At 67.3% G+C, this 14,461-nt stretch carries 10 protein-coding genes and 1 pseudogene; 7 read left to right on the forward strand and 4 right to left on the reverse strand.

All coding sequences use genetic code 11. From position 1 onward, the window contains the following. Entirely contained in the window at positions 1–2,838 is a 2,838-nt protein-coding gene (locus tag CR157_RS05865) for a bifunctional diguanylate cyclase/phosphodiesterase (protein ID WP_110282548.1), read from the forward strand. Positions 2,839–2,896: 58 nt separating this feature from the next. Then, positions 2,897–3,583, forward strand: a pseudogene (locus CR157_RS23290) (PEP-CTERM/exosortase system-associated acyltransferase); the annotation flags it as partial. Here the strand turns inward: CR157_RS23290 and CR157_RS05875 are convergent. Both CR157_RS05875 and CR157_RS05880 read right to left on the reverse strand, forming a co-directional pair. Continuing rightward, complete coding sequence (locus tag CR157_RS05875; protein WP_258364072.1) at positions 3,498–4,790, reverse strand: DUF3541 domain-containing protein; 1,293 nt, start codon at positions 4,788–4,790, stop codon at positions 3,498–3,500. The pseudogene CR157_RS23290 and the gene CR157_RS05875 overlap by 86 nt on opposite strands. Continuing rightward, a complete protein-coding gene (locus tag CR157_RS05880) occupies positions 4,787–5,539 on the reverse strand; it encodes a trimeric intracellular cation channel family protein (RefSeq protein ID WP_110282550.1) in 753 nt (250 codons plus the stop codon). Before CR157_RS05880 ends, CR157_RS05875 begins: the two co-directional genes overlap by 4 nt. Before the next feature lie 144 nt (positions 5,540–5,683). Between CR157_RS05880 and malT the strand changes: the two genes are divergently transcribed. The 3 genes from malT (at position 5,684) to ugpC (ending at position 11,327) form a co-directional block, all read left to right on the forward strand. Beyond that, positions 5,684–8,407 (forward strand): HTH-type transcriptional regulator MalT, encoded by a 2,724-nt coding sequence (malT, locus tag CR157_RS05885; RefSeq protein WP_110282551.1) that lies wholly within the window; start codon positions 5,684–5,686, stop codon positions 8,405–8,407. Positions 8,408–8,541: 134 nt separating this feature from the next. Continuing rightward, the gene (locus CR157_RS05890) at positions 8,542–10,212 is read left to right on the forward strand and encodes an alpha-glucosidase (RefSeq protein WP_110282552.1); all 1,671 of its coding nucleotides are present in this window, start codon (positions 8,542–8,544) and stop codon (positions 10,210–10,212) included. Beyond that, complete coding sequence (ugpC, locus tag CR157_RS05895; protein WP_110282553.1) at positions 10,200–11,327, forward strand: sn-glycerol-3-phosphate ABC transporter ATP-binding protein UgpC; 1,128 nt, start codon at positions 10,200–10,202, stop codon at positions 11,325–11,327. Before CR157_RS05890 ends, ugpC begins: the two co-directional genes overlap by 13 nt. Before the next feature lie 107 nt (positions 11,328–11,434). Here the strand turns inward: ugpC and CR157_RS05900 are convergent, their stop codons facing one another. Together CR157_RS05900 and rpiB are read right to left on the reverse strand one after the other, a co-directional pair. After that, on the reverse strand, positions 11,435–12,412 hold the full coding sequence (locus tag CR157_RS05900; protein WP_110282554.1) for a sugar-binding transcriptional regulator: 978 nt from the start codon (positions 12,410–12,412) through the stop codon (positions 11,435–11,437). Between the two features lie 69 nt (positions 12,413–12,481). Continuing rightward, on the reverse strand, positions 12,482–12,961 hold the full coding sequence (gene rpiB, locus CR157_RS05905; protein WP_110282555.1) for a ribose 5-phosphate isomerase B: 480 nt from the start codon (positions 12,959–12,961) through the stop codon (positions 12,482–12,484). A gap of 348 nt (positions 12,962–13,309) precedes the next feature. Here rpiB and tal point away from each other — a divergent pair, with 348 nt between their 5' ends. Further along, entirely contained in the window at positions 13,310–14,269 is a 960-nt protein-coding gene (gene tal / locus CR157_RS05910) for a transaldolase (protein WP_110282556.1), read from the forward strand. 16 nt (positions 14,270–14,285) lie between these two features. After that, a partial coding sequence (locus CR157_RS23295) for a hypothetical protein (RefSeq protein ID WP_146218658.1) occupies positions 14,286–14,461 on the forward strand: 176 nt, incomplete at its 3' end.

Raw genomic sequence — 14,461 nt, forward strand, 5'->3', positions numbered from 1 at the left:
ATGAGTGTCACGAAAGTCCATGGAACACGACACCGCCTGAGCCTGACCTGGCGGGTCATTGCGCTCAGCAGCCTCTTGCTGCTGGGCCTGGTGGTGCTGTTCTCGTGGCTCGGCCATGCCAACCTGACGCGCCAGTTCCAGGAGGGCCGCGACGAGCACAATGAGCGCCATATGCGCGAGATCCGTCTCGCCCTGCAGCGCTCCGAGGATAGCCTGCGTCAGCTCGCGGCCCTGGTCGCCGCCGCACCGCACTTCGGCCCCGCACTGGAGCAACGCGACCAGAGCGACATCCTCGAGTCCCTCAGCCCCCAGTGGCCGACCCTGCAGCTCGAAGCGGGTATCGACGAGATACTCGTCTTCGACTCTCGAGGCGCACAACTGGCCGAGTGGGGGGAGGAGGGCCAGGCACAGAGTGTACGTCCGATCCAGGCCTGGGTCCGCCGAGTCATGGACACCGAGATGCCGCTGACCGCCCTGCGCTGCTCCAACGATTGCCGGCAGTATGCCGCGGTACCGGTGCTGGTCGAGGGCCAGAGCGCCGGCATCGTGATCCTGTCACGTTCGCTGGCCGACGTGACTCGCCAGGCCCAGCAGGTCTCCGGCAGTGACGTCGCCCTGCTGGTCACCGGCGCCATGCCGGACGACAGGGGGGACACCGAGCGCCACCTGGAGGCCTGGAACGGCCACCTGGTGGCCCTGACCCGTCAGGAGGAGAGTCTCTCGCTGTTGAGAAGCGCCTCGCAACAGGCGTCGCTGCGCGAGCTCTTACAGGTACCGCTGCAGTTTCGCCATCGCGGACGCGACATCGAGCTCAGCGCGGTACGCATGGAGGAGGACAGCGACCGCCGCAGCACGGGCTACTTCCTGATGGCATCGGACATCACCCCCCAGATCCGCGCCATCGGCCAGGATACCCGCACCCTGATGCTCGTCGGCCTGGGCGGCTGGCTGGCCGCCGAGCTGCTGCTGCTGGCCATCCTGCTGAGCCCCATGGCACGCCTGCGGCGCCTCGCCGGAGTCCTGCCGGTGCTCGCCCATGGCGGCTTCGCCGAGGCACGTGCCGCCATTCCCCGCCCCAGGCGCCGGCTCAGCGACGAGATCGACGTACTGGAAGGCACCACCCTCGAGCTCTCGAGCCAGCTGGAGACCCTGGAGCAGGAGGTCAGCGCCCGTGGCGAACAGCTGGCCGAGCGGGTCGAGGAACTGGCCCGCGAGCGGGACTTCGTCGGCAGCCTGCTGGATACCGCTCGCGTCTTCATCGTCACCCAGGACGAGCATGGGCGGATCAGCCTGGTCAACGACTACGCCCTGTCCGTGATGGCGGTGCGGGAAGAGAAGCTGCTGGGACGACACTTCGATGACGTTTTCTCGGCCCCGACCGTCGGCACCACGGGGCTCGCCGTGCCGCATCAGGAGGAACGCACCCTGCTGATGACGGAAGGCCGACACCGTACCATCGCCTGGTACCATGCCCCCTTGCCCACCGGCAACGACGGTACCACGGCACGCATCTCCGTGGGGCTCGACATCACCGAGCGCAAGGCAGCGGAAGCACGACTGACCTGGCTGGCCGAGCGCGATGTGCTGACCGGGCTCTACAACCGCCGTTATTTCCAGGAAGCCCTCGGTAGCGCCCTGAAGCAGGGCCAGGTTGGTGCCGTGCTGCTGATGGATCTCGACCAGTTCAAGGACGTCAACGAACTGAGCGGCCACCAGGCGGGGGACCGGCTGCTACGCAAGGTCGCCGATACGCTCTTCCAGGAGCTGGGCCATCGCGGCGTGATCGCCCGGCTGGGGGGTGACGAGTTCGCGCTGCTGCTGGAAGGGGCCGATGCCGAGCAGGGGGTGCGTGTCGCCCAGCAGATCAACCACCTGCTCGAGTCCATCCGCTTCAATGCCGGGGGAAGACGTCACCGGGTCATCGCCAGCACCGGCATCGCCCTGTTCCCGGCCCTCGGCGACAACTCCACCGACCTGATGGCCAATGCCGATGTGGCCATGTACAAGGCCAAGGTGGATGGCATCCAGCGCTGGCACCTGCTCTCTCCCCTCGAGAATGCCAAGGATGAACTGCAGGAGCGGGTCTATTGGGTCGAGCGCGTACGCAAGGCCCTCAAGAACGACGACTTCGCACTGATGGTGCAGCCCATCATGCGCCTCGAGGACCGGGATGTTCGTCACTACGAGGTGCTGTTGCGGATGCGCGACCCCGGCGGCAACCTGGTCTCGCCCGGTCGTTTCATCCCGCTGGCGGAACGCAGCGGCCAGATCGTCCAGATCGACCGCTGGGTACTTCACCACAGCCTGCAGGCCCTGAGACAGCTGCAGGAGAGGGGCATCAGCCTGGCAGTCAACCTCTCGGGGCAGTCCCTCCATGACGACGGCCTGAAGCAATTCCTCGCCGACGAACTCACCACCAGTGGCGCCGACCCGAACTACCTGATCCTGGAAATCACCGAGACCGCCGCCGTGACCGACTTTTCCACCGCGCGCGGGGTGCTGCAGGCCATGCGCGACCTGGGCTGCCGCACGGCCCTGGATGATTTCGGCGTCGGCTTCAGCAGCTTCCATTATCTGGGGCAGCTACCGGTGGACTACATCAAGATCGACGGAAGCTTCATCCGCAGCCTGCCGGTGAGTGCCGACAGTCGAGTCATCGTGAAGGCGATTGCCGATATCGCCAGCGGCTTCGGCAAGCAGGCCATCGCCGAATTCGTCGATCAGGAAGCCCTGATACCGATTCTTCAGTCGTACGGCATCTCCTATGGACAGGGCTTCCATCTCGGCAGGCCTATTGCTATCGAAGAGGCTTTCGGTATGCTTACAAAAAAAAGCTAATATAATACTTACAAGAACACTCGTTTCTGACACCTCCACTGTGCAAGGGAATCATCACATGGCCCCCACCCCCTCACCCCCCAGGAAAGGTCGGTCGATCACAGAGCTATTCGATTGTTTCAGAAACGAGTTCAGCTTCAAGCTACCTTGTAACGAACAGGAAAAGCGCCGTGCCTTCCACTTGCGCCATGATGTCTACTGCGCGGAGTTGCACTACGAGCCCCCCACGGATGCCGAGCGTCAGCTTGAATATGACGTCTTCGACGATCATGCCATTCATTGTGTCGTCGAACACAACCAGACGGGCTTGACGGTAGGCTGCATGCGTGTCGTCCTGCCACGGTTCGGCTGCGACCTTTCGGGCCGAAAGCTTCCGCTTCTCACCTACGGCGGCCAGAGCCTGACACATCCCTCTCTGCATCCCGACTCCTTTCCCAGGGAGAACATCTGCGAAGTTTCCAGACTCGCGGTACATCCCTCATTCAGAAAGGCCAGAAGCAATATCGCGGGCGTCAAGGAAAAGGACATTCACGACCTGGAGGCCAAGCATCGGTCTCTACCGGTAGGGCTAAGCCTGTTCTTTGCCGCGACGGCCATCGTGGGCATGGCGAAAAGGCAGCATGTGTTCGCCATGATGGAGCCACGCTTTGCGAGGCTCCTCAAGATATCAGGGTTGAGCTTCCAGCAGGTCGGCGACCTGATCGACTACCATGGCCCGAGGGCGGCCTTCTACATCGACCAGCGGCAGGCCGAAACGGCGATGCATGAAGAGTTGAAGCCACTTTATCGACACATAAAGCAGCAGCTTTCTCCTCAACTCGCGGCCGCCATGCCTCACCGGCGGCGATGCGCGGCGACAACCTCATGACTTGCTCATGGAGAGATCCGCTCACGGACAGGTGCGGCCCCGCATAGAGCGTTTCCGGCCAGCGCAACACCATGATGGCCAGCACATTACGGTGTTCGCCCCGCGCCAGGTCGGTGCTCCCCGAAGGTGAAGGAATCATGCCCGCCGCGGGGTCAATGGCCGCCACCAGGGCATCGCTGACCCGGTTCACCACGGGATGCTCCTCCCGTCCGGCCAGCAGGAAACTCAGGGCGACCTCGGCCTGGATATCCTCGGTGGCCCGAGCCAGTATGCCCTCGATATCCCGCTCGAACGCTTCCAGTACCCAGGCAAACTCCTCGGCATCCACGCGCTGCTGGTAGTAACGGCTCGCGGCGATCACGAAGTGGGTCATGCCGTAGAGCTTGTTGCGGTACTCCTGCTCACTCAGCTGCCTGGTACTACCGGCCGGGTACTGGCGCCGGAAGGCCTCGACCACCTCGCGGCGCAGATCGGCGATACCCAGTTGATGCAGGAACATCACCTGGTTGGCCACCTGCGCCGCATAGATGCGCATGACCTCCGGATCGACGAAAAAGGGCCGCCAGTCGACCCCGGCGAGATATTCCCGCGCCCGCTCCAGGTTCTCGATTTCCGGCAAAAGGCCATGGTACTCGGCCTGAACCAGGCGAAAGAGCAGTTGCTTGGCGAAGGCGATCTCCCCCCAGTCGGCCAGCATTTTCCGCCTGGCCCGCTGCTTGGCGGTGCGCTGGGAATACGCCTCGACGATCTCGCGGCTGCGCTCGGCGGCATGACCGGGATCGGCCAGTCCGGCGATCTCCTCGTCGAGCTGCTGCAGCAGGCGCTGGCCATACTCACGGTTGAGTTCGAGGTAACGGTCATCGCCGGTGATGCGATAGAGCCGCTGGGCATAGTGGCGCTGCTTGTTCGGCGGCAACTCGGGCAGCGCCGCCTCGTAGACGGCCTGGATGGCGAGCCCCGCCTGACGGTGGCGCTCGCGTTCGGGCTCCGGCGCGAGGGCGGCACAGCCGGCAAGCAGTACCAGCAGGCCAAGCCATGCCCAGTGGAGGAACGGAAAGCCACGACGTGGTGTCTGGATGCTCATGGTTCTGACCTCGATTTGCGTTTCGACTGCCCCGGGCGAATCAGCCTGACCCTCACCTTGGGCCTGGCGGTGGAAGGGGCCGTCCCCTCCCCCTGACTGCCCGCGGCCGTGCCGTTCCCGGCTGCTCGCGGGATGACGATCCAGGCGAAGACCGGCAGCGCCAGCCGCCAGTGGATGGCCGCCAGGCGCAGGCAGAGCGTGACCCCGAGGGCCAGGGTGATGGTCACCGCGACGGGGCTTCCCAACGCCTCCAGCATCACATAGGTCACGCCGCCGGCAATGGAGGCCGTGGCATAGACCTCCCGGCGCAACACCATGGGCATTCGGCGCGCCAGCACGTCGCGCACCATGCCGCCGGCCACTCCGGTCAACAGCCCCATCAGCACCGCCACCACACCGGGGGCCTCGAGCAGCAATGCCTCGTGGGTGCCGATCACGGTGAACAGGGCCAGGCCGAAGGCATCGGCCACCGGCAGGAAGACCCGCGACAGGCGGTGGATATAGTGAAATCCCAGGATCGACAGCCCCACCGTGCCCAGGATCACCCAGAGATAGACCGGGTCAGCGACCCAGAACACCGGCCGGACCCCCAGCACCAGGTCACGCAGGGTACCGCCGCCAATGCCGGTCACCGCCGCCAGCACCAGCATGCCGAAGGGATCCATGCGCGAGCGGCAGGCGAGAATCACCCCCGACAGCGCGAAGACGATCACCCCTGCCATGTCCAGCCAGTAGACTATCCCTGTCACATCACGTCCTCCCTTACGACATGGGCGGCAGCATAGCGCATTACCGGCGACTTGCCTTTGACCTTCGTCGTAACCCGCCCGCAGGTCGGTGCCGCTCGGGCATACTGGGGGGCCCGTTCCACCCAGGACCCGACCCCGAACCCGATGCCGCTGATCCAGGAAAAACTCGCACCGCCGCCCCTGCCACCGTCGCTGGTGGCACGCCCGCGCCTCAATGATCGTTTCGTGCTCGACGAGCGCATCCGCGTGCTGGTGGTGCAGGCACCGCCCGGTTACGGCAAGAGCACGCTCGTGGCCGAACGCCTGCCGGCCCTGGAGCAGCGGGCCGCCTGGCTGCGACTGGACGAGCGCGACGACGATCCGGCACGCTTTGCCGGCTACTTCCATGCCGCCCTGGCGGCGCTCTGCCGCGACGCATCGGCCAGCGAACCACTGGCACGCGCCCCGGCGCCGCACGACGGCCAGGGCTTCGACGCCGCCGTGGAGGCCTGGCTCACCGCGCTGCCCGAGGTCGCCGAGCCCTGCCGGCTGGTGATCGACGAGTTCGAGCACCTCTCGCACCCCGACATCCTCGCGGGGCTCAGTCACTGGCTGCGCCACCAGCCGGCCTGGCTGACGCTGACGCTGATCTCGCGCACTCGCCCGGCATTGGGCCTCCCGGCGCTGCGCCTGCGCGGCGAGCTCGAGGAGATCGGCCTGCTCGACCTGGCCTTCGACCTGGAGGAGGCCCAGACCCTGTGCGCCGAGCAGCTCAGCTTCCCGCCCACCCGGGTCAGTCTCGAGCGCGCCCTGCGTCGCACCGAGGGCTGGGTCATGGCGCTGGCCTGGCTGATCGAACGTACCACGACCCGGGCCGGCTTCGACAGTCTGGTCGACCGCCTCGGCGGCGCCCACCCCGACTTCGTCGCCTGGTTCGACGACCTGCTGCAACAGTCGCTCGACGAACCGGATCGCCGGCTGCTGCTCCAGCTCGGCGTGCTCGAGCGCTTCTCGCCGGCCCTGGTGGCCCGCCTGGTCGAGGGCGACCGGGTCTTCCAGCGCCTCGAGGCGCTGGAGCGGCGCGGCCTCTTCCTTCAGCGGCTCGATCCCCATGACCAGTGGTTCCGCTTCCATTGGCTGTTCGCCGGCTACCTGCGCCATCGCCGCGACGAGCTGAGCCCGGAAACCCAGCGCCAGCTGCACCGGCGTGCCAGCCAGGCCTGGCTGGCGCTGAACGACCCGGCCATGGCCCTGGGTCAGGCCATCGAGGCGGGCGACCCCGAGGCGCTGACCACCCTGCTCGAGGAACACGGCCCCCACCTGCTGGCCAATGGCCACTTCTCGCTGATGGCCCGGGCACTGGCGAGCCTGGGCGACACACGCCTTGCCGCCTCGCCACACTTGACGCTGCTGCACGGCTGGGTCACCCACGCCCAGTACCAGTTCTCGCGCACGCGGCAGGCCATCGACTGGATAGAGGCCCAGCTCGAGACGCCGGCGTGGCAGGAGCTCGCCGCCGAGTTCGCCACCCTGCGTGCCCAGTTGGCCATCAACCAGGGCGACGCCGAACGGGCCGCCCCCCTGGCCGAGCGTGCGCTGACCCGGCCCGCCCGCTATCTCGCGGCCACGCCGGTCTCGGCGGCGGCGATCCTGGCCGAGTCGCGCTTCGTGCAGGGGCATCTCGCCGAGTCCCTCGAGCGCATCGCCGAGGTGGAACGCGAGGCGGGGCGCATCGGCGACGATCAGCTACGGCTCTGGTCGCTCTGCCACCAGTCGGAGACCCTGGTCGCCCAGGGGCGACTGCAGGCCGCCTTCGACGTCCAGGAACGGGCCATCGCCCACGTCGAACAGAGCGGACTGGATCGCCTGCCGGTCTCGGAGTTCCTCTACCGTATCCGTAGCCAGCTGCTGTGGGAGTGGCACCGGCTGGACGAATCCGAGCAGGCGGCGCTGAAGGGGATCGCCGTGCTCGACAACCAGGGCGAGCGCTGGAGCCTGCAGTGTCACATCAGCCTGGCCAAGGTGGCCCAGGCCCGTGGCGACCAGGCCCAGTGCGCCGACCATATCCGCCGCCTGCGCAAGATCCTCGCCGAGGGTGACTATCACATCGACTGGCTGGCCAATGCCCACGCCACCCTGCTGGCCTGGTGGCAGTCCACCGAGGACCTCGATGCCGTGGCCCGCTGGTGGCAGGAGGCCCCGCCGGGCGACCCGGCTACGGCCAGCAACCACTTCGCCCAGTGCAACCTGCGCAACCATGCCCGCGCCCTGACCCTGCTCGGCCGGCATGACGAGGCCCATGCCCTGCTGACGGCCCTGGAGGCGCGGACCGAACGCCTCGGCCTGGTCACCGACGCCAATCGCAACCGGCTCTGCCTGGCCGCCCTGGAGTGGCAGCGCGGCCGGCACGAGGCGGCGCTGGAGCATCTCGCCCAGGCCCTGGAGCTCGCCTCCCGCACGGCCCTGGTCGGCAGTTTCCTGCGCCTCGGCCGCCCCCTCGGCGAGATGCTGCAGGCCCTGCTGGCGACCGACCGGCTCGACGACCTGGCCACTGCCCGGGCGCGGCGGCTCGTCGAGCTGGCCGGCCGCCAGCGCGACTTCGGCCGCGGCGTCAGGCTGATGCTCGACGAATCGGTGATCGCCGACATCGTCTCGTGCCCCGACGTCCCCGAGCTGATCCGCACCTCGCCGCTGACCCGCCGCGAGTGGCAGATCCTCGGCCTGATCCATGCCGGGCTCTCCAACGAGCAGATCGCCGAGCAGCTCGTGGTGGCCCCGACCACCATCAAGACCCATATCAGGAGCCTCTACCAGAAGCAGAACATCCGCCGCCGCGAGGAAGCCATTGCCCTGGCCGGCGACCTGCTCGCCCGGATTCGGGGGGAGTAGGCTCCTCCCCCCCTTCTACGCCGTCCCTCCTCCCTTCGGGAGGATGTCCCTGGCCGACATTGCCGCCACCATAAGCCTGACGGTTTTTTCCTGCGGCTCACGCCCGCGCGGGGCCCACGACAAGGACAAGGTGCATGACCACAGAGACTTCCCCCTATTTCGGCAAGCACGGCGCCGACTGGTGGCGCGGCGCGGTGATCTACCAGATCTACCCGCGCAGCTTCATGGATGCCAACGATGATGGCATCGGCGACCTCCAGGGCGTGATCGACAAGCTCGACTACATCGCCTCGCTCAATGTCGACGCCATCTGGCTGTCGCCCTTCTTCACCTCGCCGATGAAGGACTTCGGCTACGACGTCAGCGACTACCGGGGCGTCGATCCGATGTTCGGCACCCTGGAGGACTTCGACCGCCTGGTGGAGGCCGCCCACGCCCGCGGCCTCAAGGTGACCATCGACCAGGTGCTCTCCCACACCTCCGACCAGCACCCCTGGTTCGAGGAAAGCCGGGCAAGCCGCGACAATCCCCGGGCCGACTGGTACGTGTGGGCCGACGCGCGCCCCGACGGCTCGCCGCCGACCAACTGGCAGTCGGTGTTCGGCGGGCCCGCCTGGCAGTGGGACACCCGCCGCTGCCAGTACTACCTGCACAACTTCCTGGTTGAGCAGCCGGACCTCAACTTCCGCCACCCCGACGTCGTCGAGGCGATCCTCGGCGAGGTGCGCTTCTGGCTGGAGCGCGGCGTCGACGGTTTCCGCCTGGATGCCGTCAACTTCTGCACCCATGGTGCGCTCGAGGACAACCCGCCCTCGACGCTGATCGAGGAAGGCGCCATCGGCGTGCGCCCGGACAACCCCTACGGTTTCCAGCGGCACATCCACGACAAGACCCAGCCCGAGAACCTGGTGTTCCTGGAACGGCTGCGTGCCCTGCTCGACGAGTATCCCGGCACCACCAGCGTCGGCGAGGTGGGCGACGACGACTCCCTGGGGGTGATGGCCGAATACACCCAGGGCGGCAATCGCCTGCACATGTGCTACTCCTTCAACCTGCTGACCGAGACCGCCGACCCGCACTACCTGCACGAGACCCTCTCCGAGATGGAGGCGCGCATCGGCGACGGCTGGCCCTGCTGGGCGCTGGGCAACCACGACGTGACGCGCCTGGCCACCCGCTGGCAGGCCGAGGGCGACCAGGCCGCCCTGCGTCTCTACCTGGCCTTCCTGCTCACCCAGCGCGGCAGCGTCTGCCTCTACCAGGGCGAGGAGCTGGGGCTGACCGAGGCCGAACTGACCTTCGAGCAGTTGGTCGACCCCGCCGGGATCACCTTCTGGCCGTCCTACAAGGGCCGCGATGGCTGTCGCACGCCCATGCCGTGGCAGGCCGATGCCCGCCATGGCGGCTTCTCCGGCGCGGCGCCCTGGCTGCCGGTGCCCGATGAGCACCTGGACCTGGCGGTGGACCGCCAGGACGCCGATCCCGAGTCGCTGCTCAACGCCACCCGCGCCTTCCTGGCCTTCCGGCGCGAGCAGCCGGCGCTGGTCAAGGGGGCGGTCCGCTACCAGCCGGTACGCGACGAGGTGCTATGCCTGGAGCGCACCCATGGCGACCAGCGCCTGCTGGTGGCGCTCAACTTCTCGGGCGAGGCCCGCACGCTCCCGGCCCCGGCATCCGCCGCGGCACTGGAGGCGGCGCCGGCCCTGGTCAACGGCCGCTGGGCCGATGGCCAGTTGACGCTGCCACCCTACGGCATCGCCATCGCGCGCTGCCCCGCTGAGGAGGAACTGTCATGGGACGTCTGACACTCGAAGACATCGGCAAGGACTACGACGGGGTCGAGATCTCGCGGGGCATCGACCTGGCCATCGAGGATGGCGAATTCGTCGTCTTCGTCGGCCCCTCGGGCTGCGGCAAGTCGACCCTGCTGCGCATGATCGCCGGGCTCGAGGACATCACCCGCGGCGAGATGTGCCTGAACGGCGAGCGCATCAACGAGATCCCGCCCCAGGAGCGGGACATCGGCATGGTGTTCCAGTCCTACGCCCTCTATCCGCACATGAGCGTGGCCGAGAACATGGCCTTCGGCCTGAAGCTCGCCCGTACCGACAAGGCCGAGATCCGCCGCCGCGTGGACCATGCCGCCGAGATGCTGCACCTCACCGAACTGCTCGAGCGCCGACCCAAGGACCTCTCCGGCGGCCAGCGCCAGCGGGTGGCCATCGGCCGCACCCTGGTCAAGGAACCGGCGGTGTTCCTGTTCGACGAGCCGCTCTCGAACCTCGACGCCGCCCTGCGCGTCGACATGCGGGTGCAGATCGCCGAGCTGCACCGGCGCCTGCGCCTGCGCCTGCGCGCCACCATGATCTACGTGACCCACGACCAGGTCGAGGCCATGACGCTCGCCGATCGCATCGTGCTGCTCGCGCGCGGGCGCATCGCCCAGGTCGGCCCCCCGCTGTCGCTCTACCACTTCCCCAGGACCCTCGAGGTCGCCGAGTTCATCGGCTCGCCGCGCATCAACACCCTGCCGGTCACGGTGGTCGACCCGGGCCGCCAGCGCACCGCCGTGCGCCTGCCGAGCGGCGACACCCTGGCCGTGGCGGTGGACGGGGCACGCCTCAGGGCCGGCGACAGCGCCACGCTCGGCGTGCGCGCCGAGGACTTCGTCGCCCCCGACCAGGCCGAGGTGCGCCTGCGGGCCCGGCTGATGGTCGCCGAGAAGCTCGGCTACGAGACCCTCGCCCACCTGCGCCTCGACGGCGTCGCGGCGACCATCACCCAGCGCCTCGACGGCCTGACCCACCTCGAGGATGACCAGGCCATCGCACTGGGGCTCGCCGGTGAGCGCTGCCACCTGTTCGGCCCCGATGGCGACGCCTGCCCGCGCCAGGTGCCAATTCCCGGCGTGACCCACTGAGCCACGCCGCCACGACTCCCCACCTCCCCCACGACAACGCCCCGGGCTCATGGAGCCCGGGGCGATTCGTCGTGAGAGAGTGAGCCGGTGCAACGTCGAGCGGGGCGTCAAGGCTCCACCATCGTCGCCTCATCGAGGCGCAGTATGGTATGCGCATTGGTCGCACTGGTGGCCAGGGTATCCACTACCCCGGTGCGCAGTGCGCCGAGAATGCCCGCCGCCTTGGTGTTCTCGCTGGCGATGGCGATGACATCGGGTATGCGCGCCAGATCGGTGAGGCCGAGCCCGATCACGCGCCCCTGCATGGGCGTGGCCGAAGGCCGGCCATGGATATCGATGAAGTGGCAACCCATGATGTCGCCCACCGTGCCGGAGAGGCGCGCCTCGGCGATCTCCTGGGGAGAGAACCAGCCCATGCGTACCATGTTGCTGTCCTCGCTGAGGTCGCCGACGCCGACCAGCGCGAAGTCGGCGCGACGAGCGCGGTCCAGGGTCTGCCTGACCGTGTGGTTCTCGTAGAGTTCGTCGCGCAGTGCCGTGCTCTGCACCAGGGCGGGGGCGTAGAGCGTCTCGCTATCGCCGCCGAACCTCACCGCCAGGCGGCGGCAGATATGGTCGGGATTCATGTACTCGCCGGCCCGCTGGGACCCGCCGATGGCGCAGACGAAGGAGCACTGCCGTTCGCCCTGGGTGAACACATTGTCGGCGACCGCGCCGACATTACGCCCCATGCCCACGGTGACGATGCTGCCCTCCACCAGGCTGCGCGACAGATGATCCGCCACCAGGCTGGCCACCGCCGAACGCTGGGCGTCGGCGTCGCCTTGATCCAGCGCGATCAGGGCGCGCTTGATGCCGAAGCGCCGCTTCAATTCCCGTTCGATCTCGGCACTGACGGCGGGGTGCTGGCGCACCCGCACATCGACGATCCCCTCCGCCTGGGCCCGCTTGAGCAGGCGCCCGACCCGCACGCGCGAGATCCCCAGCCGCTTGGCGATGACCTCCTGGGTCTCTCCCTCCACATAGTAGAGGGTGGCGATTTCGGTCATCAGATCGATATCGGCATTCTCGACACGCTCATTCATGACATGGGTCCCACAAGCCTCGGGTTCTCGACAAGCGGGACACGATAGCACACCCCCCAGGCGTCGTGATCAGACTCGCGAATGGGGCAGCCCACGCTCGTATTCCTGAATACGCGCCAGCTTGGCGGCCGAGGCGCCGCCCGGGAAGTCGTTGTCCAGGAAGGTCGTGACGATGCTCTTGGCGAGCTCCGGCCCCACCACCCGCGCACCGAGGGTCACGATCTGGGCATCGTTGCTGGTCCTGGCCTTGCCCGCGGAATAGGTGTCGTGGGCCTGGGCCGCACGAATCCCCGGCACCTTGTTCGCCGCAATCGCCACCCCGATGCCGGTACCACAGACCAGGATGCCGCGATCGAAGCGCCCCTCGGCAATCGCCTGCGCCACCGCGACCGCCACATCGGGGTACAGGATCGGTTCAGCATCGTAGGTACCGAAATCATCGACCTCGTGACCCAGGGAGCGCAGGTGCTCGATCAGCACTTCCTTGAGCTGAAAGGCGGCCTCATCCCCACCGATGGCCACACGGAGGGTCTTGGGGTTGCTGGACATGTCTGAACACCTCTATGAACAGGAAGACGGGAAGTGAGCGATGAGGAGGCCCATCGCTCTGCTCTCACTTCTCAACATATCACCAAATGAACATTTGTAAAGCTCGCGTTCAGATGAGACACCTCCGCCCCTCCGCTGCCCAACCACCGCCTTCGAGTGGGAACAAAGAGAAAACAAAGCGATATCAGATATATACATAAAAACACAGCAACCACTACCATCAGGACCGCCCAACACCCCACCCCTAGCCCTCCAGCACGCCTTGACTTTTATGGAAAAAGGATCAAACATATGATCAACGTCTATTCATAAGAACACCATCGCTACGCCACAGCAGGAGCCCATGCCATGACAACTCGACTCGACACTCTCAAGCAGCACTCCCTGGTGGTCGCCGACACCGGCGACCTGAGCGCTATCCAGCGCTACCGGCCCCAGGACGCCACCACCAATCCCTCGCTGATCCTCAAGGCCTTCGAGCTGCCCGATTACCAGTCGCTGATCGACGAGGAACTGGCCTCGATCATGGCCGAGACCGGTGATCGCCAGGTCCAGGCGGAGCAGGCCGTCGATGCCCTTGCCGTGGCCATGGGCAGCGAGATCGCCAAGGTGGTGCCCGGCCGCGTCTCCACCGAGGTGGCCGCCAAGCTGTCCTTCGACACCCAGGCCAGCATCCGCAAGGCCCACGAGCTGATCGCGCTGTACGAGAAGCGCGGTGTCGGTCGCGATCGGGTGCTGATCAAGCTGGCCTCGACCTGGGAAGGCATCCGCGCCGCCGAGGTGCTGGAACGTGAAGGCATCAACTGCAACCTGACCCTGCTGTTCAGCGACGCCCAGGCCCAGGCCTGCTTCGATGCCGGGGTGTTCCTGGTCTCGCCCTTCGTCGGTCGGGTCACCGACTGGTACAAGCAGGCGACCGGGCGCGACTACACCCCGGACGAGGACCCGGGCGTGCAGTTCGTGCACGGCGTCTGCGCCCGCGCTAGCCGGGGCGGCTACGACACCGTGGTGATGGGCGCGAGCTTCCGCACCACCGGCCAGGTGCTGGCGCTGGCCGGTTGCCCGAGGCTGACCATCTCGCCGGCGCTGCTCGAGGAGCTCGCCGCCAGCGACGGCGAGGTGGAGCGCCGGGTGACCCCGGAATCCGCCAGCGGGTCACGGCCGGCACCGCTCACCGAGCCCGCGTTCCGCTGGGGCCACAACCAGGACGCCATGGCCAACGACAAGCTGGCCGAGGGCATCCGCCGCTTCGCCGAGGACCAGGCCCGCCTCGAGGCTCTGATCGCCGACCGTCTCGCCGCCCACTGACCGCAGGAGTATCGCAATGCCGTCCCGTTTCGAACTGGCCAATGCCATTCGCGCCCTCTCCATGGATGCCGTCCAGAAGGCCAACTCCGGCCACCCCGGCGCCCCCATGGGCATGGCCGACATCGCCGAGGTGCTGTGGAACGACCACCTCAAGCACAACCCGGCCGATCCCCAGTGGCCCGACCGCGACCG

Origin of the sequence: Halomonas sp. LBP4, assembly GCF_003202205.1 — a bacterium.
In the GTDB taxonomy this organism is placed as follows: Bacteria; Pseudomonadota; Gammaproteobacteria; order Pseudomonadales; family Halomonadaceae; genus Halomonas; species Halomonas flagellata.